Here is a 24,844-nt window from a genome sequence, read left to right on the forward strand (position 1 = left end):
CCCTATCCATGGATAGGGGCTATTTCAATCTTGGTCAAGCAAGTTGAGCAATATGTTTTTTGATTTCGTAGACCCAATTGAAAGGATCGTTTTCTTTGCCTGTTTGGATATTTGTCAGTGTGTCGTACAGTTTTTTTGAAAGCTCTCCAGTTTCTCCATTGCCGATGATCATTTTATAGCCATCCCAATTCAGTTCGCCTACTGGAGAGATGACAGCGGCTGTTCCAGTACCGAAAACTTCTTCTAGCTGCCCATTTTCATAGGCATTTCGAATTTCGTCCATCGAAATTTTTCGTTCGGCCACAGGTACATCCCAATGACGCAGTAGCTGTAGGATAGACTTCCGTGTGATACCTTCCAGAATACTGCCGTTGATTGCAGGCGTCACGACTTCTCCATTGATTTTGAAGAAAATGTTCATGCTGCCGACTTCCTCTACGTACTTACGTTCCACACCGTCTAACCAAAGCACTTGTGAGTAGCCTTGTTGGTCGGCTACTTCTTGCGCTTTTAATGCGGAAGCATAGTTGCCCGCTGTTTTCGCGCTTCCTGTTCCGCCTTTTGTGGCGCGAACAAATTCATTTTCAACCAGAATCTTTATAGGATGGATTCCCTCTTTATAATAAGAACCTACCGGAGAAAGAATCATGAAAAATTGATATTTCTTTGCCGGTGCTACGCCAAGGAAAGCTTCCGTTGCAATTACAAATGGTCGAATATATAATGAAGTCCCATCGAGAGTCGGAATCCAATCTTTGTCGATTTGCAGAAGCTGGTTTAGTGCGTATAGGGCATTCTCTTCATCGATTCGCGGCATGCACAAACGATCCAATGAATAATTGAGGCGTTTCATATTTTCTTCAGGACGGAACATACGGATCGTTCCTTCTTCCGATTTATATGCTTTCATTCCTTCGAAAACTGTTTGCCCATAATGGAAGACGATAGCTGCAGGATCAAGCGTCAGTGGTGCATAGGGTACGATACGGTGACTGTGCCAGCCTTTGCCTTCCTCGTAATCTACGATGAGCATGTGATCCGTAAATGTTTTCCCGAAAACTAAAGTTGCTGGATCTGGCTTTTCTTTTTTGCTTTGTGTAAGTTGTATTTGCATAGGTACTCTTGTCATAATCATCAGATCTCCTCTGGATGTAGAATATTCCGAAAAATCTTTCGAATAGAATCATTATACTGCTTTTTCAGAAAAAATAAAGTGAAAAATTTGTCGAATTTGAAAAGTATATAAAAAGGAGTTAATTTAGTATGAAGAAAATCATTATTATCGGTGCGGGGATCGTCGGAATTTCTGCTGCGTATCATCTATCCAATCAAGATGTGGAAGTCATTGTAATCGATCGACAGGAACCAGGGCAAGCGACGAGAGCGGCGGCAGGCATTATCTGTCCTTGGGCTTCGCAGCGACGAAACAAGGCATGGTATGCACTAGCAACAGCAGGAGCAGCCTATTATCCCGAGTTGATTCGATCACTGGAAGAGGAAGGAGAAACTGAAACAGGATATAAGAAAGTTGGAGCCTTGGCTATCCATACCGAGCGTGAACGTTTACATAAGAAAATAGATTTATTGGAATGGCGCAAAAAATCATCTCCCGAAATCGGAGAAGTGGAGTTATTGGACATGACGCAAACGGCGAAATATTTCCCTGCGCTCTCAGACGAATATAGTTCTGTTAGAATCACAGGGGCTGCCAAAGTGGATGGCCAGGCGTTGCGCGAAGCCTTAGAGCGAGTCGTGGTAAAAAGAGGGGTGCAGTTGATTAAAGGTTCTGCCGTTCCTTACATGACAGGTGGGAGTGTCAGTGGTGTCATCGTTAGAAATCAGATAATCGAAGGGGATCAAGTCATTTTAGCTGCAGGTGCATGGGCCAGTGAATTTACAGAGCCTTTAGGGAAGAAGCTGCTAGTCTATGGCCAGAAAGCGCAAATCCTTCACTTGCAGACATCATACAAATCATCAGGGGATTGGCCGGTCATCATGCCACCTGCCACACAATATATCGTGCCTTTTGAAGATGGGAAATTTGTTGCAGGGGCAACACATGAAAATACAGACAATTTTGATACTCGGCCAACAGCTGGTGGTATACTAGAAGTATTGACGAATGTTTTACCGGTGGCGCCGGGTTTGAAGGAAGCTGAAATTGCTGAGGTTAGAGTTGGAATTCGACCACACACACCGAATTTCATGCCGGTCATTGGCCGATTGCCCGATCATCCGATGATTTGGGTAGCCAACGGACTCGGGTCTTCAGGCTTAACAGTGGGCCCGTTCGTCGGTAAATTGTTGTCCCAGTTGGTGTTGGATCAACCGACGGGATGGAATCTGGAAAGCTATCAGGTCGAACAAATCATTGCTGAAGAACATTGAACAAATGATAGAGTATGTTTATCTTTGGTATGGGGGGTAAAGTTATTGAACGGTAAAGGGGGAACTCAGATGAGAAGATATGTATCTTATTCGGAAGAAGTCAAAGAAGCGATGAAATATGGCAAACCTTTAGTTGCGTTGGAGTCGACAATCATCACATATGGAATGCCTTATCCAGAAAATGTGAAAGCTGCACGTGAGGTTCAGCAGATTATTCGTGAAAACGGAGCAGTACCTGCCACGATTGCAATCATGGACGGCAAGATTAAAATAGGGTTGTCGGATGAAGAGCTGGAACGTTTCGGAGATAGCAAAGGGGTTATCAAAGCGTCCAGAAGAGATATAAGTTATCTTATCGCTACCAAGCAGCCTGGCGCTACGACTGTAGCAGCATCTATGTTTTTCGCGGATTTGGCGCGTATACGTGTATTCACGACAGGTGCAATTGGTGGGGTTCATCGTGGTGTCGAGGAGACGATGGATATTTCTGCGGACTTAGAGGAATTTGCCTGTACGAGTGTAGCGGTCGTTTGTTCAGGGGCTAAATCTATACTTGATTTAGGTAAGACACTCGAATACTTGGAGACTAAAGGAGTACCAGTAATGGGCTACCGTACGGATATTTTTCCTGCTTTTTATACGAGAGGCAGCGAACATCGTGTAGACTATCAAGTGGACGATATCGAATTAATGGCGGAAATGCTGCGTGTCAAATGGAATCTCGGTCTAGAAGGCAGTGCGATAATTGCCAATCCAATTCCGGAAGAATATGCGATGGATCAGCTCCATATGGATCAGCTTGTATCGAATGCGTTGATTGAGGCGAAACAATTAGGCATAAGCGGTAAAGAACTTACCCCGTATATGTTGAAGAAAGTCCAAGAGTTGACGGACGGAAAAAGTTTGGATGCGAATATCGCATTGGTGAAATCGAATGCGGCACTGGCTGCAAAATTAGCTGTTAGTTTCAATGGCAATTAAATTAGATAGGTTGTGTAAAGTTGAAAGTAGTATCTTGGAATGTCAATGGCATACGGGCTTGTGTGAAAAAAGGCTTCAATGACTTTTTTGAGCAAATAGAAGCGGATATTTTCTGTGTCCAGGAAATCAAATGCCAGGAAGGGCAAATTGAACTGCCGTTTGAAGGATATGAACACTATTGGAATTATGCGGAGAAAAAAGGGTATTCCGGTACGGCTGTTTTTACGAAGCAACGACCGCTTTCTGTCCAATATGGATTGAATGGGAAAGATAGCGAAATGGAAGGCCGTGTACTGACGCTAGAGTTTGAAGAGTTTTACTTAGTAAACTGTTATACTCCGAATTCACAGAGAGACTTGGCACGTCTTTCCTACAGATTAAAATGGGAAGATGAAATGCTCGCTCATTTAACAGAACTTGACGCACAGAAACCTGTTATTTACTGTGGGGATTTGAATGTTGCACACGAAGAGATTGATATTTGCAATGTGAAATCCAACTATGGCAATTCAGGGTTTACGAAAGAAGAGCGTGCGAAGATGACACGTTTGCTTGATTCGGGATTCATTGATACGTTTCGCTATTTGCACCCTGACCAAGAAGGGGCTTATACGTGGTGGTCCTATATGCGGGATGTCAGAGCCCGTAATATTGGCTGGCGAATTGACTATTTGCTCATTTCAAATCGTCTTCAGTCCGCTCTTCAAACTAGTGAAATCCATGCAGAGATCTTAGGAAGTGATCATTGTCCAATTTCTGCAGAGTTTGTATTTGAATGAAAAAAGAGCAAGTGCAACAGCACTTGCTTTTTTAGTCATGAAGTCTTTGGATCTTGAGATATGATTCGATTTTTTCCTGCATACATTCCGCTTACGAATACCAAGAATGCGATAAACATGAATGCATAGAGCGGAGTTGTCCAAGATCCTGTCCAGTCGTGCAAATAACCGAAAAGAACAGGACCGACCGCTGCAAGTAGGTATCCGACGGACTGTGCCATGCCGGAAAGAGAAGCGGCTTCTTCTGGTGTGCTGGTCCGCAATGTGAAGAACATCATCGATAGACCAAATGCGGAGCCTCCACCTAGTCCGATGAAAATCATCCATAACGCAGTCAAGTTTTCGCTGCCAAATTGCACGCCGGCATATCCGATAAAATAACATGCAAATATAGCGACGACAAGCACGCGTTGATTTTTCAATCTATCTGCAATCATCGGTATGATAAACAACATAGGTAACTGTGCGAATTGGACCAGAGACAGCATCCAGCCGGCTGCTTCGTTCGATAAGCCGGTCGTCTGAAGAACCACGGGTATCCAGGAGGAAGTTGTATAGAACAAAAAGGATTGGAAGCCCATGAAAAAAGTGACGCTCCAGGCAATTGGCGAACGCCAAAGCGGAGTTTTCGGACGTGCATTCAAGTCATTCGTTACTTCTTTTTCGGTTTCCGGTTTTTTTCGGATTTGCGGAATCCACACGATGATAGCTATAAATGTAATGACACCCCAGATGCCGAGCGCACCTTGCCATCCATATGTAGTGTTATTGGCAATGGGTGCAGCGATCCCGGACGCGAGTGTTGCGGATATATTCATGGAAACGGAATACAAGCCTGTCATCAATCCGATATGTAATGGAAAACTCAGTTTCAGCAAGCCGGGAAGTAGAACATTCGCAAAAGCGATGCCTACACCTATTAAAAATGTACCAATTAGTAGTAAGCTGCTAGATCCTACAGAGCGCAGAGTAATACCTGCCATTAGTACAATCAACGAATAAAAAAGAGTGGGCGCCATGCCGTATTTTTTTGATATACGAGGCACGAATGGTGAAACAATAGCAAAAGCGAGCAACGGAATCGTTGTCAAGAAGCCCGCTAGCGAATTGGATATTTGCAATTGGTCTCGAATGGTCCCGATAATAGGTCCTACAGATGTCAGTGGTGATCGAATCGTTGCGGCGATAAATAGAATGCCGGCTAACAGGATCCACTGACTCTTTGGAAAATGTAAATGTTTGTTCGGTCGTACGTTTTTTGAATTCAAAATAGTGAAGCCTCCTATTAATGAAGATCGATCCAAGAAGTATATGGCTATAAGAACAGAAAGGAGATCTCCTAGTGGAATATTTACTCATAGTCTTCGTAAATGTTATCACACCGATGCTAATTTTATTAGCAATTGGGGTTGTTTTGCAAATAAAATTTACTTTTAACGTTAAGGCGTTAGGGAATATCTTAACGTATTGTCTCATCCCGGCTGCTGTATTCATGAATTTATACCATACGGTGATCAATGTGAAAGTCTTGCTGGATGTTTTATTTTTTGTTGTATTATTCAGTACTTCGCTGATTGTCATAGGTCATCTATTCAGTAAAATGCTGCGTCTAAACCGCCAGCAATCCGCAGTAATGAAAAATAGTATTGTCCTCATTAACTCTGGTAACTATGGATTGCCGGTCAGCCAATTGGTTTTCCATGCAAATCCGCTCGGTGTCTCAATTCAAATTGTCTTGATCGTCTATCAAAATCTCCTGACGTATTCCTATGGTTTATATAATCTAGTTTCTGCGACACAATCAGGAGCGGCCATTCTGAAACAATTTATTAAGATGCCGATCATTCATGCACTTTGGCTCGGGGGATTTCTGAACTTGGCAAACATCCAATTACCTCTCTTCGTTGAATTGCCGATCGAACATTTATCCAACGCGTTCATCGCGATTGCGCTCATTACATTAGGCGCACAATTAGCGCAAATAAAAGTGAAGGCGCTATGGAATCGACTGATTTTCCTTAGCGCATTTGGGCGCCTCATTCTTTCACCGACTGTTGCGCTTCTTTTTATCTTACTGTTGAAGATTGACGGTGTCACAGCCCAGTCTTTATGGATCGCAAGTTCATTCCCGACGTCAAGGAACAGTTCCACTCTGGCATTGGAGTATGACATAGAGGCTGAACTGGCAGCGCAAATTGTCTTGTTCACTACTGTGATCAGCAGCTTTACAGTCGGCTTGGTGATTTATTCGTCCTCTATCATTTTTATTTGAGTAATGGGAAAAAAGAGAGTGGAATAGCAGTCATTGCTTTTTGTTACGCCTCGACTGAAGTTATGATACATATTTTTTTGACAGGAATATGTCCAAGCTCCAAAAGGAAAGGATCCAATGAGTTTAATTGGAAGAATTAAGTATTGAAATGTTGTCGAATCATGCTATACTATTACCATTCAGTTAAATAGAACTCATATAATCGCGGGAATATGGCCCGCAAGTTTCTACCGATCTACCGTAAATGGGTCGCCTATGAGGAGTATGAAAAGCAGATTTCTTTGTCGTTCGACAGGAAAATGCTTTTTCATCTTTAAAAGCGTAGATGCCGCTCTCTCATAGTTTATATGGGGAAATGGCATGTACGCTTTTTTTATTCGTACATTTGAAGGGAGCAAAACACAAGTGGAGTTGTTAAAAGAAAAGATTCGACAAGAAGGTAAAGTATTATCGGAAGAGGTATTGAAAGTCGATTCGTTTTTAAATCATCAAATCGATCCAGTACTGATGCAGGAAATCGGGAAGGAATTCGTTGCGCGGTTTAGTGACCAGAACATCACAAAGATCGTCACGATTGAATCTTCAGGAATTGCTCCTGCCACGATGGCTGGCCTAATTTTAGGTGTACCTGTCGTCTTTGCGAGAAAACGAAAATCTCTTACATTGACGGATCATCTCTACTCCGCAAAAGTACATTCATTCACGAAAAATGAATCAAATGATATTTCGGTTTCTAAAGATTTCATTTCCAATGAAGACACCGTGTTGTTGATCGATGATTTCTTAGCGAATGGACAAGCAGCACTCGGATTAATAGATATTGCAGAACAAGCAGGCGCAAAAATCGCTGGTGTAGGTATTGTCATTGAAAAAGCATTCCAACCAGGCGGGGAATTAATACGTAAGGCCGGGATTCGACTGGAATCATTGGCGGAACTACAGTCCTTGCAGGATGGAAAAGTGCAATTCGTCGGGGAGGAAACCTTCTAATGAAAACTACCTTGCTTGGTTTTCAACATTTACTAGCTATGTATGCTGGAGCTGTATTAGTCCCTCTGATCGTTGGGAACGCTATCGGTTTGACACCAACACAGCTGACGTATCTCGTGTCGATTGATATTCTGATGTGCGGAATTGCAACGATTTTACAAATTTCGCGTAATAAATATTTCGGTATTGGCTTGCCTGTTGTGCTCGGCTGTACGTTCACGGCAGTCGGCCCAATGATTTTGATTGGAAATGAATATGGGATTTCGGCTATTTACGGTGCGGTCATCGCTTCTGGAGTGATTATCTTTTTCATCAGCCGGTTTTTTGGAAGCTTAGTTCGTTTCTTCCCTCCAGTTGTGACAGGTTCGGTCGTGACAATTATTGGAATTACATTGATTCCAGTTGCGATAAATAATATGGGTGGCGGTCAAGGGGCTGCTGATTTTGGCTCACTGACGAATATTGGTTTGTCATTTGGTACCTTGTTGTTTATCGTGCTGATGTATAGATTCTCTACAGGTTTCTTGCAGTCGATTGCGATCTTGCTTGGATTGGTAGGAGGTACTGTGGCGGCTGTATTCTTAGGCATCGTGGACTTTTCAAATGTACAAGATGCTTCCTATGTGCATATGGTGCTTCCGTTTTACTTAGCGACACCAACTTTTCACTTGTTGCCGATTGCAATCATGACGTTGGTTGCAATGGTTTCATTAGTAGAGTCGACAGGTGTGTATTTCGCGCTTGGAGACATTTGTGATGAAGAGATTGATAAAAGTAAACTGGAAAAAGGTTACCGTGCAGAAGGATTGGCTTCTGTCATCGGTGGAATTTTCAATGCCTTTCCATATACGACGTTTTCACAAAATGTTGGTTTAATGCAGTTGTCAGGTGTCAAATCACGCCGCGTCATTTTAGTGACAGCGGTCATGCTGATTTCATTGGGCTTCTTACCGAAAGTTGCAGCACTTGCTACAATCGTCCCGAATGCTGTCCTTGGAGGGGCGATGGTTGCGATGTTCGGAATGGTGGTCGCTCAAGGAATTAAAATGCTGAGCCCAGTCATATCGAAATCTCAGGACAATGCGATGATCGTTGCGTGTTCGATTGGAATTGGTCTAGGGGTCTCAGTTGTACCGGATCTGTTTGCAAAATTGCCAGACAGTGTGCAAATTTTAACGAGTAATGGGATTGTGTTAGGGAGTTTAACTGCGATTTTCTTAAATATCATCTTCAATATGGTGCCTTCGGGAAAGAAGCAGACAAAACAGAAAGCTAGTGAAACGAAGACACAGCCAGTTACGATGAAAGAAGGTCCTTCTTCCGTATTGGTAAGTGCTTCTGTTCAAAGTGAATAAGTGAAAAATGTATAACCAATAAAAGAGGCTGGGACAAAAGGGTTCAAAACGATAAAAAACCGAACAATTACAAAACATTCCAACGAAGTTTTGTAAAATTGTTCGGTTTTTTCTAATGCAAAGGTATTGCAGACTTGGAGCTGCCTATGGGATTTCCGCTGCGGGCAGGGACGCTTTCCGCGGGGCGCAGGTGAGCCTCCTCGTCCGCTTCGGAAACCGGTGCTCCTAACGCTTCGCTTATACTCGCAAAAGCCGTTCTTCGTTACGGCTTTTCCTGCGGGGTCTCACCATTTGCGCTACATTCCGCAGGAGTCGCCCTGCCCTCCGCTTCAATCCCGATTTTTCGTGTACAAGGCAGTTTGATAGCAATTTTACATAATTGTAAACCCTGAAATACGGAGTAAGCACCGAGTTTCTATGCTTTATAATTGAACATAGCCAAACTTTCTGTATTTGGGACAAAGGCAACTGCCCTACCGAACAAAACGTAGGATTTGCCCGGAAGGCAGGGCGACTCCGGGAGGATCAGCGTGTGTCTTGAGACCCTGGACTGAGCGAAAGCCGTAGCGAAGGACGGCTTTTGCGAGTAAAAGCGAAGCGTTAGGAGCACGTGCTGTATAATTTCTGCAAAGAAGCGCAGAAATTATACAAATCGAACCCTTCGCTGTTCGATTGGCTCAAGCCACGCCCTCCGGAAAGCGTCCCGGCCTGGAGGGCAAATCCCTAACCGCACACTAAGTAACCCGAACCTTTTTGTGTTTTTTGCGATCGTTCGTCTTTCATTATGAACAAATTAGTTTTGTCCCAGCCCCTTTTTTATTGGTAAAAATATCAGGGGGGTAAGTGGCTGGTATGGTATAATTATGGAAAGGTTCGACTTTTGAATTAACTTCTGTCTTTCCTTAGGACTAAAGCAGAGGAGGATGAAAATGGAGGATATAAATTGGTTGAAACAAGCTATCTCTAAATTAGATGAGCAAGAAGCAAAGGCGCTATTGCATGTGTTGCTAGTGCGTTCTGAACAGCATGAAGAAAATGAACTGAGCGAAATACTGCAGTCGGTGAAAGAATCATTGCGTCGTCTTTCAAAAAATGATGGGAAAATAGAAGGTCTGGAGACTGTACATATTGTGTTCGGAGATTCTACGGGAGGGAGTTTAAAAGCTTCATTTCGTGAAACTTCATACGAATTAACAGAGGAGATTATCGTATTGTCCGACAACTTTTCGGTCGGTCCTATAGAATCCCTTCATACAAGAAAAGGGCTTGAATCTCGTTTTCAATGGTTTAAGGAGAATTATCATCCGTTCTTCGATGATTTTGAACAGTATAAAGCAGGTATGGTAAAAGCGGTTGAGAAAATAAAAGCAATAACACCTGATCAACAGGTCGTTATTTGGACCGGTGAGAACGCTGCAGAGCAAACAGGGTTACGCATCGTACTTTATTTATTGGACAAGAAACCAAATAAAGTCCTAGAGCTCAATACATTTAAAGCTTTCCATGAAAACTTTATGTATTCGCAACTTGAAGAGGAGTTGTTTCCTCGTACATCTGGCGAACTGACTCCCGAGCGACTTCTGCTATTCTATGAACAATTTGAACTTAGACCAATGCGTTTAGCGAAACGGCATGCGCTTTGTGACGAAGGGAAGAACTTATTGCGAATGGAAAGTCTTTTGAGAACATGGGAGCATGGGGAACTGTGGCACTCAAATGTCGATCGAGACGATGATATCATTATTCGTTGTGCAAAGTACCTGCATAAAGAACAAAGTACATATAATTTTATGAAATCAGCTCGCTTGATTGGCGAAGTGATCGGTCATATGCAGCAATATACGGGAGATGAGTGGATAGAATTTCGACTCCGAGCGTTGATTTCCAAAGAAGTTTTTGTATACAGAGGGGATCTTCAGGCAATGCGGCTATATGAAGTAAAATTAAATGAAGAGTTCCTGCGTTGAGTTTCATAAAGTACTGAATTTTTTTAATACGAAATAATTAGGAGGAAATATCATGACAAAACATAAGATTTATACAATGAGTGTTGCAAAGGTCTATCCCCATTATATTGTGAAAGCGGAGAAAAAAGGGCGTACCAAATCAGAAGTCGATGAAATCATTCGTTGGTTGACAGGATACAGTCAAGAAGAGTTTGAAGTACAACTGGAAAACCAGACAGACTTTGAGACCTTCTTCGCGGAAGCTCCTCAATTGAATCCTGCAAGGGCTTTGATCAAAGGAGTAATCTGTGGTATTCGAGTGGAAGAAATTGAAGAACCGATAATGCAGGAAATCCGCTATTTGGATAAGTTAATCGATGAGTTGGCAAAGGGAAAAACGATGGAGAAGATTTTGCGGAAAGGATAATTAAAAGCTAGGGATAGTGATTTTTAATTGTGCTTTCTTTTGTTAGGAATACAGGATCTGTAAAGAAGTAACGTCATATTTTATGAAAATTATTAAAATCGAAAATGACTGAGGTGAAAATTATGGTGTTTAAAAAAGTTTCACTCCATATGATATGGCCAACCTTATTTTTTATCGTACTTGTTTCCAACTTTGCATTATACCGTTCTTCTTTGGGAATCAGCATATTGCCGGCTAATACCAATCCTGTGGTTCTTGGTTCACTAATTGACCTAACCATTGTAGCCCCGATTTTATTTTTAGCTTGGCAACGAAAATTAAGTTGGAAGTCTCTTCTTACCTTGATGGCAGGAGGACTGATCGTCGCACGATTTATGATTCCGATGCAATATCTAGCCCCCTTTAAGACGCTTACACTAGTAGGTTTTGTTATGGAGGGTGCGATCGTTTTACTCGAGGTATTATTGTTGTTCACTCTCTTTAACTATTTACCTGAAATCATCCGCATTGTAAAGAAGAATCCAATTCCGCTTTTATTCTCTTTTTCAAATGCGGTAGAGCAAAAAGTAAGAAAACATCCGATTATACAAGTTATATGTTCCGAAATGCTTATGTTCTATTATGCTTTTAGTCTTTGGAAAAAAGAACCTAAGTATAAAGAAAATACGTTTACTCTCTATAAAAATTCAAGTTTAATAGCATTTCAAGTGATGATGATCCACGCCATCGTGGTGGAAACACTGGGTGTTCATTGGTGGTTGCATGATAAATCTTTGATTTTATCGCTAATATTGTTAGTTTTAAATATATATTCTGTTGTTTTATTTTTAGGCGATATTCAGGCAATGCGCTTTAATCCCCTGCAAATTGAAAATGATCGTATGTATGTTTCATTGGGATTAATGAAACGTATGGAAATAAGGTGGGAGGACATCGAAGAGGTAATAGAAGATCGTTCTATATTGGAAAAAAAGCTGTCAAAGAACACTATTGATTTTGTGGCCCGCGATTTTGAGAAGACTTATCCAGATGTCATAATAAAATTAAAGCATCCAGGAGAAGCAACTTTGCTAATGGGCATAAAGAAAAAATATGAGCAAGTTGCTATACGAGTGGATGACTCAGTCAAATTTAAAGAAGTATTAAGAACAAAATTATAAGCCAAAAGCATTAATACTGATCTGCCGGCGTTTCCGAGATAATATATTTAACTGAACTTAAAACTATGAACTGTAGATGCGGTAGTAAATCTCCCGCAAATGGTCGTGCTTGTTGGACAAAATTATACCTGAAGCGGATCGGAGTACAATGTTAATCTAATCAAGAAAGGATTGATTAACGATGAGTGTTCACCTTTTTAATTTCTTGTTTTATATTTTCCCGACAATCATTTTTGTCATTGCTTTAATTGGGATTGGATGGAGTGTGAGGAAAAGTAAGAGATATTTGATCGGTTATATTCTACTCTTGCTAGGTGCGGGAACCCATTACTATGGGTTACTAATCGTGCGGGCATGGGATGGGATGGCAATATCCCTGTTTTTGGGGGGTGGCTCTATTTTACTTGGTTTGTTAGTTCTTTTTATAACTTTAATTTATACGAAACTGGCAGCTAAACTAGTTTAAAATAAAATCCTCGTTCAACAGTAGTATCTGTGGCAGATCATTGGTCAAATATTTGTGGGTAGTTTCATCCTTTTATTATGTAGTGCAAAATTTATTAGGAAAGGAAACTGCGTAATGAATCTAATCATCGTGTTGTTCAGCTCCATACCTAGCTTGTAAGTAGCTCTATAATCCTTTGAGGCACCTTGCAAGCTTGGGTTGATCAAAGGAGCTGAATATATGTGAAAGACCGGTCAAGAGCGTATACTCGCCACCAACGCGAGCGAATTATTAAAAAGAAAGTATCGATTTTACGGGATATTCTTGGATACGAAGAACGGCATTTGCCCATTCGGGGGACCTTAAGCAAAGGAAAAGTACACTGTTCATGCAAGCTTTGTCGATATGAGCAAGTTCATGGTATACCTAAAGCCAAACATCGGGTGATATGGGAGGCGATGGAGAAGGAAATGGACATCTAGTCAATAAAGAACTGCCCGAAAAGTCAGGTAGAACCGACCGTTCGGATAGTTCTTTTTATTATTATCTTAACTTTCAACTCTATGCTGTTCATATCGATGCTGTGCCGTCGCGCGCGTCAGTTCATCTAGCAATTGCGGGTCAATTACTGTCTCATAGGCATTCAGTGTTTGCTGTAGTTGCTCAGGAGTTCGAGCGCCAATTAATGCAGAGGCTACAGCTGACTGCTTCAATGCAAAAGCAATAGCGGCTGCATGCAGATCCGTTGTTTTTTCAGAAAGCGCCTGCACAGTCTTCTGAAGATCCGTTTCTGAATAGGACGCGAAACCATTCATCTTTTCAGCTCGTGCATTGCCTTCATCTGTCAACAAGCCTTTCGCAATTGTACCTCGTGTAATTACGGATGCACCGTGCTGTTCAATCATCGGGAAATATTCTTCAGGTCTACGGTCCAGTAGGCTGTATTGCATCATAACAGAGACTGCACTGCCCTGTGCCAGAAACCGCTGAATGACAGTAGGGCGTATGGAAGAAATGCCGTATTCCCGAATGATCCCTTCTTTTTTCAACATCTTGAACGCTTCAATCGTTTCTTCCACGTTGTCTTCCATCGTGCCTCCATGTAGTTGGTACAAATCAATATAATCGAGTTGTAAACGCTGTAGGCTTTGCTTTACTGCTTTCATGATATGTTGCTTTGATGGATCCCACTTCCAGCCTTCCTCGCCTGCTGTCCATTTATTACCCGCTTTCGTCGCAATAATCAGATCTTTTCGTCTTTCTTTTAAAATAGTTCCTACAAGTTCTTCATTTGTTCCTTTATCATACAGATCTGCCGTATCGAAATAGTTGATGCCATTATCAATGGCAGCATCGAGTACCGATTGAGCCGCTTTCAGGTCAGTAGGTAATGACATACAGCCGAGTCCAAGTTCGGAAACTTGTAAATCACTGGAACCTATTTTTCGCTTCTTCATTTGCATCCCTCCTATACCTTTCATGGTACAATGAATTCGAGATAGAAAACCAATGGAAAGGGTTGAAAGTTTTGAAGTTTGAAGAACGCACCCTATCGACAGAAAAGATCTTTACAGGTAAAGTGATTTCAATGCAAGTGGATGAGGTCGAACTGCCTGACGGAAAAATTGCGAAAAGAGAACTGGTGAAACATCCGGGCGCTGTCGCGATCATCGCAATTACCGCAGAACGTAAACTGGTCTTAGTGGAACAGTTCAGAAAAGCGCTGGAACGAACGATGCTTGAAATCCCGGCAGGAAAAATCGAGCCAGGAGAAAAACCGGAACTGACAGCGATCAGGGAACTGGAAGAAGAAACTGGCTACCGTGCGAATTCATTTAAATATCTCCAAACCTTTTCCACCTCACCGGGCTTCGCGGATGAAATTATTCATTTATACATAGCGGAAGATTTGGAAAAAGTCGATCAACCTGCTGCAGGTGACGAAGATGAATTTATCGATGTACTGGAAGTGACAGTCGAAGAAGCAGAAGAATTGATCGCGAACGAACGAATCTATGATGCTAAAACGGTTGTCGGGGTTTGGTATGTAAAAAGTCTTCAATTTGATTAAAATTGAGCTAATTTAGGACGGACAAGCATATGTTGTAAAAACGATGCGGAGGTGTCCTAATTATGGCTCGATCATTGTCTTTTATTTATTTATTCGTTATACTCGCAATCAGTTATATTGGAGGGGCGTTGTTATTCAGGGAGTGGCCGATCAATGCATTGGAAACAATCGTCGGATTATATGATCAGCGAGTAGTGAAAGGGGCAGAAGCGTCCATCTGGTCTCCTATAATCGTGACGTTTACTTTCATTACGTTGATCATCATTCTGTCTAAATATAAGAGAGTCCGTTTTATCCTTCCGTTGATCGGGGCAACGAAGTGCGTACTCTTCGGCCTTTCCTCTACATATTTACTGTCGACTGGCATGAAGCTTATAATGTATGCCGTTTGGTGGTTCCCGTTTCAATTGGTCGGTTGCTTTCTTTACCTTATCTTATGCACCGTATTGAACCCGCCATTCTTTGTTGCACCGGCACTCAAGAAAGATCGTCCGCTTTCTGCTATTCCGTTGCTGATCGGATTGCTTTTAATCATCCAGCTATTGGAACTATCGATCTTTTATTTTATAAAATAAGCTCTATTAATAACCAGATAGAACTGATCATTTCCTTTCTATTGTCAACTTGAAAGACAGTTTGGTATAATGGAGACAATTTGAGGGGGGCGTCGTATGGAAAGCCGAATCGAACGGATCAAGAAGCAATTGCACGGGGCCAGCTATAAGTTGACGCCTCAGCGTGAAGCGACTGTAGCCGTTCTTCTTGAGAATAAAGAAGACCATTTAAGTGCGGAGGATGTATTCCTCTTAGTAAAAGAGAAAGCTCCAGACATTGGGCTTGCTACTGTTTACCGCACGTTGGAATTACTGACTGAATTAAAAGTTGTCGATAAAATTAATTTTGGCGATGGCGTGGCACGCTATGATTTGCGGGAAGAAGGCGCAGCGCGTTTCCATCACCATTTGATTTGCCTGGAATGTGGCGTCGTTGATGAAATTCAAGAAGACTTACTTGGTGAAGTGGAAAAAGTAGTGGAGAGCCGTTATGGATTTACGGTGAAAGACCACTGGCTGACCTTCCACGGAATTTGCAAACGTTGTAAAGATACAGAAAAGAAGAAAGAGGACGATGGGATGGCATAAGTGCTATCCTTTTTTACTTTTTCATTAGAAAGGGGTCACCTTTTATGAAAGAAGCACGGTTTGCGCTGGAAGACTATGTACACTTTTTGACAGTGGAGCGTCAGCTAGCACAGAATACAGTGAAATCCTATCAGCGAGATCTGACTTCCTACATACGCTATCTAGAAAGTTTACAGTTGGAAACGCTTAATTCGATTGAACGTTCCACTGTTTTACAGCATATAAAAAAGCTAAAGGAAAGCGGCAAGTCTTCTCGCACACTTTCACGACATATTTCTTCAATCCGTTCGTTCCATCAATTTTTAGTGAGAGAACAACTCACGACACATGACTGTACCATCCATTTGGAACTTCCGAAAATTGAACAGAAGTTGCCGGATGTCTTGTCCATCCCAGAAATAGAGCAGCTGATGGATGTAGTGGATTGTACTGCACCCCAAGGATTACGAGATTTAGCACTTCTGGAGTTGTTATACGGGACCGGAATGAGGGTAAGTGAATTGATAGCGATTGATTTGGCTGATCTTCATTTGACAATGGGATTTGTCAGGGTCTTTGGTAAGGGAAGCAAAGAACGGATTGTGCCATTGGGACGTTCTGCAATTGATGCTTGTGGCAGTTATTTGAATGACGCGCGCCCGAAGTTTATTGGAGCCGGGCAGGACCCGGATGCTTTATTCGTCAATATGCATGGAAAGCGATTGACAAGACAAGGCTGTTGGAAGATTCTCAAGGATGCGGGGCAGAAAGCGAATATTCAAAAGGTGATTTCTCCGCATTTGTTGCGCCATTCATTCGCCACTCATTTAATCGAAAATGGAGCAGATTTGAGGGCAGTCCAGGAAATGCTTGGTCATGCTGATATTTCTACGACACAGCTTTATACGCATGTCAGCAAAAAGCGTTTGAAGGATGTATACAGCATGTATCATCCAAGAGCGTAACCCACTATATTGGAGGTTTTTTTATGAAAAAATTACGTTATAACCGAGTTCATTTAATCGTACTAGATTCAGTAGGCATTGGGGAAGCACCCGATGCCGAGGCTTTCGGGGATGTTGGAGCCAATACTCTTGGACATATCGGGGAAGAAATGGATGGTTTAAAGATGCCGAATCTGGAGCGGCTGGGACTAGCCAATATTGCGCCTGTCAAAGGATTGGTACCTCAAAAAGATGCATTGGGATATTATACAAAGATGGAAGAGGCATCAGTCGGTAAAGATACGATGACAGGGCATTGGGAAATCATGGGCTTACGCATAGATAAGCCGTTCAAAGTGTATCCGAATGGTTTTCCGCCAGAATTGATCGAGGAGCTGGAATTGAAAACGGGCCGTAAAGTGATCGGTAACAAGCCGGCAAGCGGAACGGAAATCATTGAAGAACTCGGTCAAGAACATATGGAAACGGGTGCAATCATTGTTTACACTTCTGCGGATCCCGTTCTTCAAATTGCTGCCCACGAGGAAATCATTCCAATCGAAGAACAATATCGTATTTGTGAAATTGCCAGAGAATTGACGTTGCGTCCGGAGTATCTGGTTGGACGTATTATTGCGCGTCCATTCGTTGGTGAACCGGGTAATTTTAAACGGACGACGAATCGTCATGATTACGCGCTGAAGCCGTTCGGTAAAACAGTTATGAACGAGTTAAAAGATAAAGGATATGACGTTATCGCAATCGGTAAGATTGCAGATATTTATAATGGAGAAGGCGTGACAGAAGCCATTCGTACAAGCGGGAATATGGATGGAGTGGATAAACTGGTCGATGTGATGCAAAAAGAATTCGAAGGAATCAGCTTTATCAATCTAGTCGATTTCGATGCACTTTATGGCCATCGTCGTGATCCGATCGGTTACGGCAAGGCATTGGAGGAATTCGATGCGCGTATGCCGGAAATTATGGCAGCCCTTCAGCCGGACGATTTATTGATCATTACAGCAGATCACGGTAATGATCCAGTTCATGAAGGTACAGACCATACGAGAGAATATGTACCGTTGCTCGTCTATTCACCTGGCAATAAAGGGGCTGGGGAATTGCCGATACGTAAAACATTCTCTGACGTCGGCGCAACCATAGCTGAGAATTTCCAGGTAGACAAACCTGAATACGGAGAGAGCTTTTTATCTTTATTGAATAGGGAGGACTAATCGGCATGCTGCGCATAGTGGATATCATTGAGAAGAAACGAGACGGGGAAGTACTGACAAAAGAAGAAATCGAATTTTTTGTCACTGGCTATACAAATGGATCAATACCGGATTATCAGGCAAGTGCGTTTTTGATGGCTGTCTTTTTTCAGAAGATGACAACGGAAGAGCAAGGCCATTTAACAATGGCTATGGCAGAGTCAGGCGATCAGATAGATTTGTCAGCCATTGAGGGAGTGAAAGTGGATAAGCATTCCACTGGAGGCGTGGGGGATACGACTACGTTGATTTTAGCTCCGTTAGTCGCCGCTTGTGGTGTGCCGGTTGCCAAAATGAGTGGTCGAGGACTTGGCCACACAGGCGGTACGCTTGATAAGCTCGAAGCAATTGAAGGATTCCATGTGGAAATTTCGACGGAGCAGTTCATTCAGCAAGTGAATGAACTAAAAATCGCCGTGATCGGACAAAGCGGAAACTTGACACCTGCCGATAAGAAGTTATACGCGCTGAGAGACGTCACGGCGACAGTGGACAGTATCCCGCTTATCGCAAGCTCCATTATGAGTAAGAAACTTGCGGCGGGTGCAGATGCGATTGTCTTGGATGTCAAGACGGGCGCCGGCGCGTTCATGAAGACATTGGAAGACTCTCGTCAGTTAGCGGACGCGATGGTGGCAATCGGCAATGAAGTAGGACGTAACACGAGTGCCGTCATCTCGGATATGAGTCAACCGTTAGGGCTCGCTATAGGTAACGCGTTAGAAGTAAAAGAAGCGATTGAGACACTGCAAGGTAAAGGACCAGCCGATTTGACGGAACTTTGCTTAGTTCTTGGCAGTAAAATGTTGCTGGCTGCCGGCAAAGCAGCATCCGATGTAGATGCACGGGCTCAGTTGCAAAGCGTCATTAAAAATGGTGAAGCGTTACGCCTATTCGGCGAATTAATCAAAGCACAAGGCGGTAACGCGGAAGTTATAGCAAATCCTGATCTCCTTCCGCACGCACAGTATCAAATCGAAGTACCTGCTAAACAAAGCGGCTATGTAAGCGAGATCGATGCAGACGAGGTAGGAGTAGCAGCAATGCTGTTAGGAGCCGGTCGCGCCACAAAAGAAGATGTCATCGATTTGTCAGTTGGAATTGTCTTATGCAGAAAAATCGGAGACTACGTCAAAGAAGGCGAACCACTCGCCATTCTTCATTCGAATAAGCAGCAAGTGGACGATTCTATCAAGCTGCTGCAGGACCATATATACATCTCCGCCGAAAAAGCAGAAGCACCATCCTTAATTCATTCTTTATAAATAATAAAGCCATATGTCCAGGTGATTCCGCGAAGAAGGAATCTGCCGGGACATATGGCTTTTTTTGTTGTTTATGTGTAAAACAGTTTTTCAATGTACATACTCTTATTTAGCTTGAGATAGTTTAACCAATTGTAAAGCTAAGTGAACTCCAGTGAACTCTTGGCGGGAGGCAATCCCTCAGCGGCGCAGCGGTATCAATGTGCATCCCAGTGTCCCTTATCTTGGACACATTAAAAGTCGAGCGACGAGACAACAAAAGAGTAATGTCGTTGAATACACTTCGGCGCTAGCGGATGGCTCCCGCGATAAGCCAGTCAGGAAGACCGCCTGTCTGTCTCATCACTCCGCCTACCGCTTGTAAGGCGCCTACGTTCAGTAAGAGGAAGAGATAAGGTAACTTCTCCTTGCAAACTGAATTCAGACTACTAAGCAGACACTGAAGCATTGAAAATTTTAAACGCTACGCACCTTATTTTCACCATACCAGCGCAGCCGCAACTGCGGGGTCAGCCGTAGCCATGAGACAGCTAGCATGCTTTTGCTAGTTGGCTCTTGGCGGGAGGCAATCCCCCAGCCGCGCAGCGGTGTCAATGTGCATCCCAGTGTCCCTTATCTCGGACACATTAAAAAGTCGAGGGACGAGACAACAAAAGAGTAACGTTGTTGAACTTACTTCGGCACAAGCGGTAGGCGCCAACGTTCAGTAAAAAGAAAAAGCAGACGCATGATTTTTGCCGTACCAGCGGCGCCGAGACTACTTTTCAATGTCGTAAGTTAAGAAGTTTTAACGTCTCATGACTAGTTTTGTCAAAAGTAAAGGATTCGGGTTCTAAATGTGGAATGATAGCTTCATGAAGGAGGCGTTTGAACACATGGCAACTATTACCCAACTGGAAAATGGCATTGTTTTGATCACGCTGGCAGGTGAACTCGACAACCATGAAGCCAATCAAATTAGAACTGAAGTATCAACCGCAATATTCACAGGAAAAACACGCGCAATCATTTGGGACCTATACAAGCTAGGCTTTATGGACAGCGCAGGCATTGGCCTCATACTTGGCAGAATGCGTGATCTTGCACCCGTCAACGGAGAAACCTTGATACTTAATCCGTCACCAACAATGGAGAAAATCTTTCAATTTTCAGGCCTGAGCGCTGTGATTAGAAAATGTACAGTCGAAGAAGCAATCGACGAAATCGGAGGGGTTGTACATGAAAAATGAGTTGACCTTATCGTTTCTGGCGATCGAAGAAAATGAAGCACTTGCACGCATGGCGATGACTTGCTTCATCACACCGTTAGATCCGACTTTAGAAGAAATTTCCGAATTTAAGACCATCGTATCTGAAGCTGTCACGAATGCGATTATTCATGGCTATGAATGCGATGGAAAAAGTTTGGTAACCATTCATGCGACGATAGAAGACCGCCTCATCAAAATGACTGTAAAGGATGAAGGAATGGGGATTTTTGACGTAGAGCAGGCGATGGAGCCGATGTTTACGACAAAGCCGCAAATGGAGCGTTCAGGCATGGGCTTTACTATTATGGAAAGTTTCGCTGATTGTATCCGTGTAGATTCTACCCTCGGAGCCGGGACTATCGTGACATTCGAAAAGAACTTTTCGCCGGTCACAGAAGTAAGTAGAATGAGGTGACATATGGAAGCATCTGTTGAGAAGCAACACGCTCTACTGTCCCAAGAGAAGATGAGAGAACTCATCAAAGAATCACAAACGGGTGACAAAGAAGCTAGAAGAATGATGGTAGAAGGCAACACGAGACTTGTGTGGTCTATCGTTCAGCGATTCGCTTCGCGTGGTGCGGATTTAGAAGATTTGTTTCAAATTGGCTGTATTGGCTTGATGAAATCAATAGATAAATTCGATCTTTCGTATGAGGTGAAGTTTTCAACGTATGCAGTTCCGATGATCGTAGGAGAAATTCAACGCTATTTGCGTGATGACGGTATGGTGAAAGTAGGCCGGACTATCCGTGAGCTGAGCTATAAGATTCGACATGCGACGGATGATTTCATTAAGAAAAATGGTCGCTCCCCTTCCATCTCGGAAGTAGCGGAATTACTCGAAGTAACGGTGGAAGATGTTATATTAGCGTCTGATGCGTTGCGTGACCCGGCTTCGTTACATGAGCAGTTATATGAAAGTGATGGAGATAGTCTGACCTTAATGGATCAGCTACGTGACGACCGTTCAGAGCGGGTTTTCGATCATATTCCATTGCGAGACATCATTACTCGTTTGAATAAACGGGACCAAACAATTATTTATATGCGCTACTACTTAGATTACACCCAAAGTGACATCGCTGAACGGATCGGTATCTCACAAGTACAAGTTTCCAGATTGGAAAAGAAAATCTTGGCCCAGATGAAAACTTGGATGGGAGCGAATGCCGAAGAGGCACTCGAGAAGGTGAGGAGAAAATAATTTGACCAAGAATCTATTTAAGTCTATAAGAGAAGGGGAAAGGTGGTTCATCAACCAGTTTGGCGAAGACGAAACATATGACGCTACACGTCGGTTGATTCACCTGTGGGATAAAGAGATACTTCTTCTGTATATGAATGGACTAGTAGATGGCGAGGTCTTAACTACCTTACTGACAGAAATGCAATACCGCAATGAATTATTTAAAGATGCTTCTTCCGACGAAGGAACAGATCGTGCGATGATCGATTATTTTCCATATCATGCGCTTGAGGTAGTCGAGGATGAAGATACGCTGGCAAAGGTTATATTAAGCGGATTAGCCGTTTTCGTCATGAGTGATGGATTCACATTCACTTTAGATGTTCGAAATTATCCAGGAAGACAACCAGAAGAGCCGGACACCGAAAAAGTTATTCGCGGTTCAAGGGACGGTTTCACGGAAAATATTTTGACCAACACGTCGTTAATTCGCAGAAGATTGCGTGCTACAGAGCTTCGTTTTGAAATGCATGAAACATCTGTAAAAGGAAAAACGGATATTGCCATTGCTTTTTTGAAGGGCGCAGCGAATGAAGAGCATTTGGATTTCGTGCGAAAACGGCTGGATGATCTAAAAACTGATGGCCTCACGATGACGGACAAATCATTGGAAGAATTCTTATTCAAACAAGGATTCCATCCAATGCCGTTCGTTCGTTATACCGAGCGGGCAGATATTTGCGCGGCTCATTTACTGGAAGGTCATATCGCGATTATTGTAGATACATCACCTTCCGTCATTCTGGTGCCTGTCACACTTGTTCATCATCTGCAGCACGCGGAAGAGTACAGGCAAGCACCCTTGATCGGAACATTTATTCGCGGAGTGCGTTTTATCGGCACATTTTTCAGCTTAGTGATGCTGCCGTTTTGGTATTTACTCTCTACCAAAAGTGAATTCGTTCCGGAAGCCATTAAATATATAGGACCGAATGAATGGGGTGAAGTGCCGTTATTTGTGCAGCTGATCTTGGCGGATGTAGGGATAGAGATTTTACGGATGGCGGCCATCCATACACCGACCCCGCTATCTACTGCGATGGGGTTGGTGGCTGCTATTGTCATCGGACAAGTTGCAATAGACGTGGGACTTTTTTCTTCTGAGGTCGTATTGTATGTCGCTGTCAGTGCAATTTTGACATTCGCGATTCCTTCTTTTGAATTAAGTATAACGACGAAAGTTTTTCGGGTTTTCTTGTTAGTTTCCGTAGCTTTGCTTGGAGCACCTGGATTTTTCCTTGCGTTTGCTTTTATTTATTACTATTTATGTTCTTTGAAACCGATGAATGTGCCGTATTTGTGGCCGTTCACCCCATTCTTCCCGAAAGCCTTGCTTCGTGTATTGATTCGATTCCCGATGACAATCGATGATCCGCGGCCGTTTGTTACAAAATCCCCTAATCGTGACAGGATGTCTTGAATGCTTAGGACCTGTTTGGATCGAACATTGCCTCTTTCCGTATTCTTATGATAAAGTTTATCTAAGAGAATTCGGGAGGGGTATGTAAGATGCATCTTTATGGGACACAAACGGTGGATGAAAAAGGCCATTTAACAATCGGAGGAGTGGAAGTCACCGAGATTGTTTCACAATACGGAACGCCTGTCATGGTATATGACACGGAGTTGTTCAAGGAACGCGCGTCAGGTTTCAAAGAGACATTTGAGAAAAAAGGCATGAAGGCGCAAGTGGCGTATGCGAGTAAAGCTTTTTCTTCCATTGCGATCTATCAATTGGCAGAGCAGCAAGGGCTGTCTCTTGACGTCGTATCGGGTGGAGAATTATATACTGCTGTTGCAGCAGGCTTTCCTCGCGAGCGCATCCACTTCCATGGAAACAATAAAAGCAGAGAAGAGATTACTTATGCATTTGAAGAACAAATCGGCTGTATCGTAATCGATAATTTTTTGGAAATCGACATCATTAAGGAAATCGCTTCTGAGCGCAAGCAGAAAATGAATGTCTTGATTCGCGTTACACCAGGAGTAGAAGCTCATACCCATGATTATATTACGACTGGACAAGAGGATTCGAAGTTTGGTTTTGATTTGAAAAATGGACAAACTGATCAAGCCTTTAACGCGTTGCTCGATCATGAATTCGTTAATTTTCTAGGGATGCATTGCCATATCGGATCACAAATATTCGAAACGGATGCATTTAAATTTGCGGCAGAAGTATTGATGGAGAAAATGATGGAGTGGCGAACAGTTCATCAGTTTATTTGTCCGGTATTGAATTTAGGCGGCGGATTCGGCATTCGTTATACTGAGGAAGACCATCCACTTGAGCCGGCAGTGTATGTGGAAGAAATGGCTGAAGTTGTGAAGTCGATGGCAGGGGAATACGAATATCCGGTTCCTGAAATTTGGATTGAACCTGGCCGGTCTCTTGTCGGCGATGCCGGCACGACGATTTATTCTGCTGGCAGCACGAAAGAAGTGCCTGGTATCCGGACATATGTAGCAGTTGATGGCGGGATGTCTGACAATATTCGCCCGGCATTGTATGATGCGCACTATTCAAGTGCCATCGCCAACCGGATGAATGAGCCGCACGATCAACAGTGGACTGTCGCTGGGAAATGCTGCGAGTCAGGGGACAAATTGATTGAAGAAGCCTTTTTGCCTAGAGTGGAGACTGGTGATCTCCTAGCTGTTTTTTGTACGGGTGCGTATACGTATTCCATGGCCAGCAACTACAATCGTTTGCCTAGGCCAGCTGTTGTATTCGCGGAAAAGGGTCAGCACCAACTAGTGGTGAGACGGGAAACCTATGAAGACATTATTAAATTGGATCTTCCGCTACATCAGCAAGCGAAGGAGATTTCTCAATGAGGAAGAAGAATCTGATCCTTTTCCTAGCGATTCTCGTCATTGGTTTAATTTGGGGAGCTGCCTATTGGTATTTTGTTGTGCCAGTG

At 43.0% G+C, this 24,844-nt stretch carries 25 protein-coding genes and 1 riboswitch; of the genes, 21 read left to right on the forward strand and 4 right to left on the reverse strand.

From position 1 onward, the window contains the following. Positions 1-34 precede the first annotated feature (34 nt). The gene (locus tag MKY93_RS06705) at positions 35-1,135 is read right to left on the reverse strand and encodes a branched-chain amino acid aminotransferase (RefSeq protein ID WP_445683482.1); all 1,101 of its coding nucleotides are present in this window, start codon (positions 1,133-1,135) and stop codon (positions 35-37) included. 128 nt (positions 1,136-1,263) lie between these two features. On the opposite strand from MKY93_RS06705, the gene MKY93_RS06710 reads away from it, so the two are divergent. The 3 genes from MKY93_RS06710 to MKY93_RS06720 all read left to right on the forward strand — a co-directional run bounded on the left by MKY93_RS06710 (position 1,264) and on the right by MKY93_RS06720 (position 4,148). Next, positions 1,264-2,388 carry an NAD(P)/FAD-dependent oxidoreductase gene (locus MKY93_RS06710; RefSeq protein WP_340758596.1) on the forward strand — a complete coding sequence of 375 codons (1,125 nt, stop codon included), beginning with the start codon at positions 1,264-1,266 and terminating at the stop codon, positions 2,386-2,388. A 69-nt stretch (positions 2,389-2,457) separates the two neighbouring features. After that, positions 2,458-3,369: a pseudouridine-5'-phosphate glycosidase gene (locus tag MKY93_RS06715; protein WP_340758597.1), complete on the forward strand. Its 912-nt coding sequence runs from the start codon at positions 2,458-2,460 to the stop codon at positions 3,367-3,369. A gap of 20 nt (positions 3,370-3,389) precedes the next feature. Beyond that, positions 3,390-4,148: an exodeoxyribonuclease III gene (locus MKY93_RS06720; RefSeq protein WP_340758598.1), complete on the forward strand. Its 759-nt coding sequence runs from the start codon at positions 3,390-3,392 to the stop codon at positions 4,146-4,148. A gap of 35 nt (positions 4,149-4,183) precedes the next feature. Here MKY93_RS06720 and MKY93_RS06725 read toward each other — a convergent pair whose 3' ends face one another. Continuing rightward, positions 4,184-5,416 carry a CynX/NimT family MFS transporter gene (locus MKY93_RS06725; protein ID WP_340758599.1) on the reverse strand — a complete coding sequence of 411 codons (1,233 nt, stop codon included), beginning with the start codon at positions 5,414-5,416 and terminating at the stop codon, positions 4,184-4,186. A gap of 74 nt (positions 5,417-5,490) precedes the next feature. Here MKY93_RS06725 and MKY93_RS06730 point away from each other — a divergent pair, with 74 nt between their 5' ends. The 7 genes from MKY93_RS06730 to MKY93_RS06760 all read left to right on the forward strand — a co-directional run bounded on the left by MKY93_RS06730 (position 5,491) and on the right by MKY93_RS06760 (position 12,764). Further along, a complete protein-coding gene (locus MKY93_RS06730; protein ID WP_340758600.1) occupies positions 5,491-6,420 on the forward strand; it encodes an AEC family transporter in 930 nt (309 codons plus the stop codon). Positions 6,421-6,594: 174 nt separating this feature from the next. Then, a riboswitch (purine riboswitch) is annotated at positions 6,595-6,696 on the forward strand. Positions 6,697-6,780: 84 nt separating this feature from the next. Continuing rightward, a complete protein-coding gene (locus MKY93_RS06735; RefSeq protein ID WP_445683483.1) occupies positions 6,781-7,410 on the forward strand; it encodes a xanthine phosphoribosyltransferase in 630 nt (209 codons plus the stop codon). Then, complete coding sequence (locus tag MKY93_RS06740; protein WP_340758601.1) at positions 7,410-8,765, forward strand: nucleobase:cation symporter-2 family protein; 1,356 nt, start codon at positions 7,410-7,412, stop codon at positions 8,763-8,765. The genes MKY93_RS06735 and MKY93_RS06740 overlap by 1 nt, the downstream gene beginning before the upstream one ends. Positions 8,766-9,694: 929 nt before the next feature. Continuing rightward, on the forward strand, positions 9,695-10,732 hold the full coding sequence (locus MKY93_RS06745) for a DUF1835 domain-containing protein (protein ID WP_340758602.1): 1,038 nt from the start codon (positions 9,695-9,697) through the stop codon (positions 10,730-10,732). A 52-nt stretch (positions 10,733-10,784) separates the two neighbouring features. Beyond that, positions 10,785-11,138, forward strand: a complete 354-nt coding sequence (locus MKY93_RS06750) for a DUF2200 domain-containing protein (RefSeq protein ID WP_340758604.1) — start codon at positions 10,785-10,787, stop codon at positions 11,136-11,138. 122 nt (positions 11,139-11,260) lie between these two features. Next, complete coding sequence (locus MKY93_RS06755) at positions 11,261-12,298, forward strand: beta-carotene 15,15'-monooxygenase (RefSeq protein WP_340760914.1); 1,038 nt, start codon at positions 11,261-11,263, stop codon at positions 12,296-12,298. A gap of 181 nt (positions 12,299-12,479) precedes the next feature. Then, positions 12,480-12,764, forward strand: a complete 285-nt coding sequence (locus tag MKY93_RS06760; protein WP_009497196.1) for a hypothetical protein — start codon at positions 12,480-12,482, stop codon at positions 12,762-12,764. A 527-nt stretch (positions 12,765-13,291) separates the two neighbouring features. Here the strand turns inward: MKY93_RS06760 and MKY93_RS06765 are convergent. Beyond that, positions 13,292-14,200 (reverse strand): aldo/keto reductase, encoded by a 909-nt coding sequence (locus MKY93_RS06765; RefSeq protein ID WP_340758605.1) that lies wholly within the window; start codon positions 14,198-14,200, stop codon positions 13,292-13,294. A 62-nt stretch (positions 14,201-14,262) separates the two neighbouring features. Here MKY93_RS06765 and MKY93_RS06770 point away from each other — a divergent pair, with 62 nt between their 5' ends. From MKY93_RS06770 to MKY93_RS06795, 6 genes are all read left to right on the forward strand, one after another. Then, positions 14,263-14,814, forward strand: a complete 552-nt coding sequence (locus MKY93_RS06770) for an NUDIX hydrolase (RefSeq protein ID WP_009497193.1) — start codon at positions 14,263-14,265, stop codon at positions 14,812-14,814. A gap of 62 nt (positions 14,815-14,876) precedes the next feature. Continuing rightward, complete coding sequence (locus MKY93_RS06775) at positions 14,877-15,389, forward strand: hypothetical protein (RefSeq protein WP_340758606.1); 513 nt, start codon at positions 14,877-14,879, stop codon at positions 15,387-15,389. Positions 15,390-15,485: 96 nt separating this feature from the next. Then, positions 15,486-15,956, forward strand: coding sequence for a ferric iron uptake transcriptional regulator (gene fur, locus MKY93_RS06780; protein WP_009497191.1), 471 nt, complete (start codon positions 15,486-15,488; stop codon positions 15,954-15,956). Positions 15,957-16,000: 44 nt separating this feature from the next. Next, positions 16,001-16,900 (forward strand): site-specific tyrosine recombinase XerD, encoded by a 900-nt coding sequence (gene xerD, locus MKY93_RS06785; protein ID WP_221836751.1) that lies wholly within the window; start codon positions 16,001-16,003, stop codon positions 16,898-16,900. A 23-nt stretch (positions 16,901-16,923) separates the two neighbouring features. Continuing rightward, positions 16,924-18,117: a phosphopentomutase gene (gene deoB, locus MKY93_RS06790; RefSeq protein WP_078816435.1), complete on the forward strand. Its 1,194-nt coding sequence runs from the start codon at positions 16,924-16,926 to the stop codon at positions 18,115-18,117. Between the two features lie 8 nt (positions 18,118-18,125). After that, positions 18,126-19,421 (forward strand): pyrimidine-nucleoside phosphorylase, encoded by a 1,296-nt coding sequence (locus MKY93_RS06795; protein WP_078816990.1) that lies wholly within the window; start codon positions 18,126-18,128, stop codon positions 19,419-19,421. A 289-nt stretch (positions 19,422-19,710) separates the two neighbouring features. Here MKY93_RS06795 and MKY93_RS06800 read toward each other — a convergent pair whose 3' ends face one another. Further along, complete coding sequence (locus tag MKY93_RS06800) at positions 19,711-19,869, reverse strand: hypothetical protein (protein ID WP_340758607.1); 159 nt, start codon at positions 19,867-19,869, stop codon at positions 19,711-19,713. Positions 19,870-20,296: 427 nt separating this feature from the next. Between MKY93_RS06800 and MKY93_RS06805 the strand changes: the two genes are divergently transcribed. The 5 genes from MKY93_RS06805 to lysA all read left to right on the forward strand — a co-directional run bounded on the left by MKY93_RS06805 (position 20,297) and on the right by lysA (position 24,758). Further along, complete coding sequence (locus MKY93_RS06805; protein ID WP_040758189.1) at positions 20,297-20,650, forward strand: STAS domain-containing protein; 354 nt, start codon at positions 20,297-20,299, stop codon at positions 20,648-20,650. Further along, positions 20,640-21,086 (forward strand): anti-sigma F factor, encoded by a 447-nt coding sequence (gene spoIIAB, locus MKY93_RS06810; protein WP_009497185.1) that lies wholly within the window; start codon positions 20,640-20,642, stop codon positions 21,084-21,086. Before MKY93_RS06805 ends, spoIIAB begins: the two co-directional genes overlap by 11 nt. A 3-nt stretch (positions 21,087-21,089) precedes the next feature. After that, entirely contained in the window at positions 21,090-21,878 is a 789-nt protein-coding gene (locus MKY93_RS06815) for a SigF/SigG family RNA polymerase sporulation sigma factor (protein WP_009497184.1), read from the forward strand. Between the two features lies 1 nt (position 21,879). Then, positions 21,880-23,340: a spore germination protein gene (locus tag MKY93_RS06820; protein ID WP_221836753.1), complete on the forward strand. Its 1,461-nt coding sequence runs from the start codon at positions 21,880-21,882 to the stop codon at positions 23,338-23,340. An 89-nt stretch (positions 23,341-23,429) separates the two neighbouring features. Beyond that, positions 23,430-24,758: a diaminopimelate decarboxylase gene (lysA, locus tag MKY93_RS06825; RefSeq protein ID WP_009497182.1), complete on the forward strand. Its 1,329-nt coding sequence runs from the start codon at positions 23,430-23,432 to the stop codon at positions 24,756-24,758. The last annotated feature ends 86 nt before the right edge of the window (positions 24,759-24,844 follow it).

This window comes from Sporosarcina sp. FSL W7-1283, assembly GCF_038003105.1.
Taxonomy (GTDB): domain Bacteria; phylum Bacillota; class Bacilli; order Bacillales_A; family Planococcaceae; genus Sporosarcina; species Sporosarcina newyorkensis.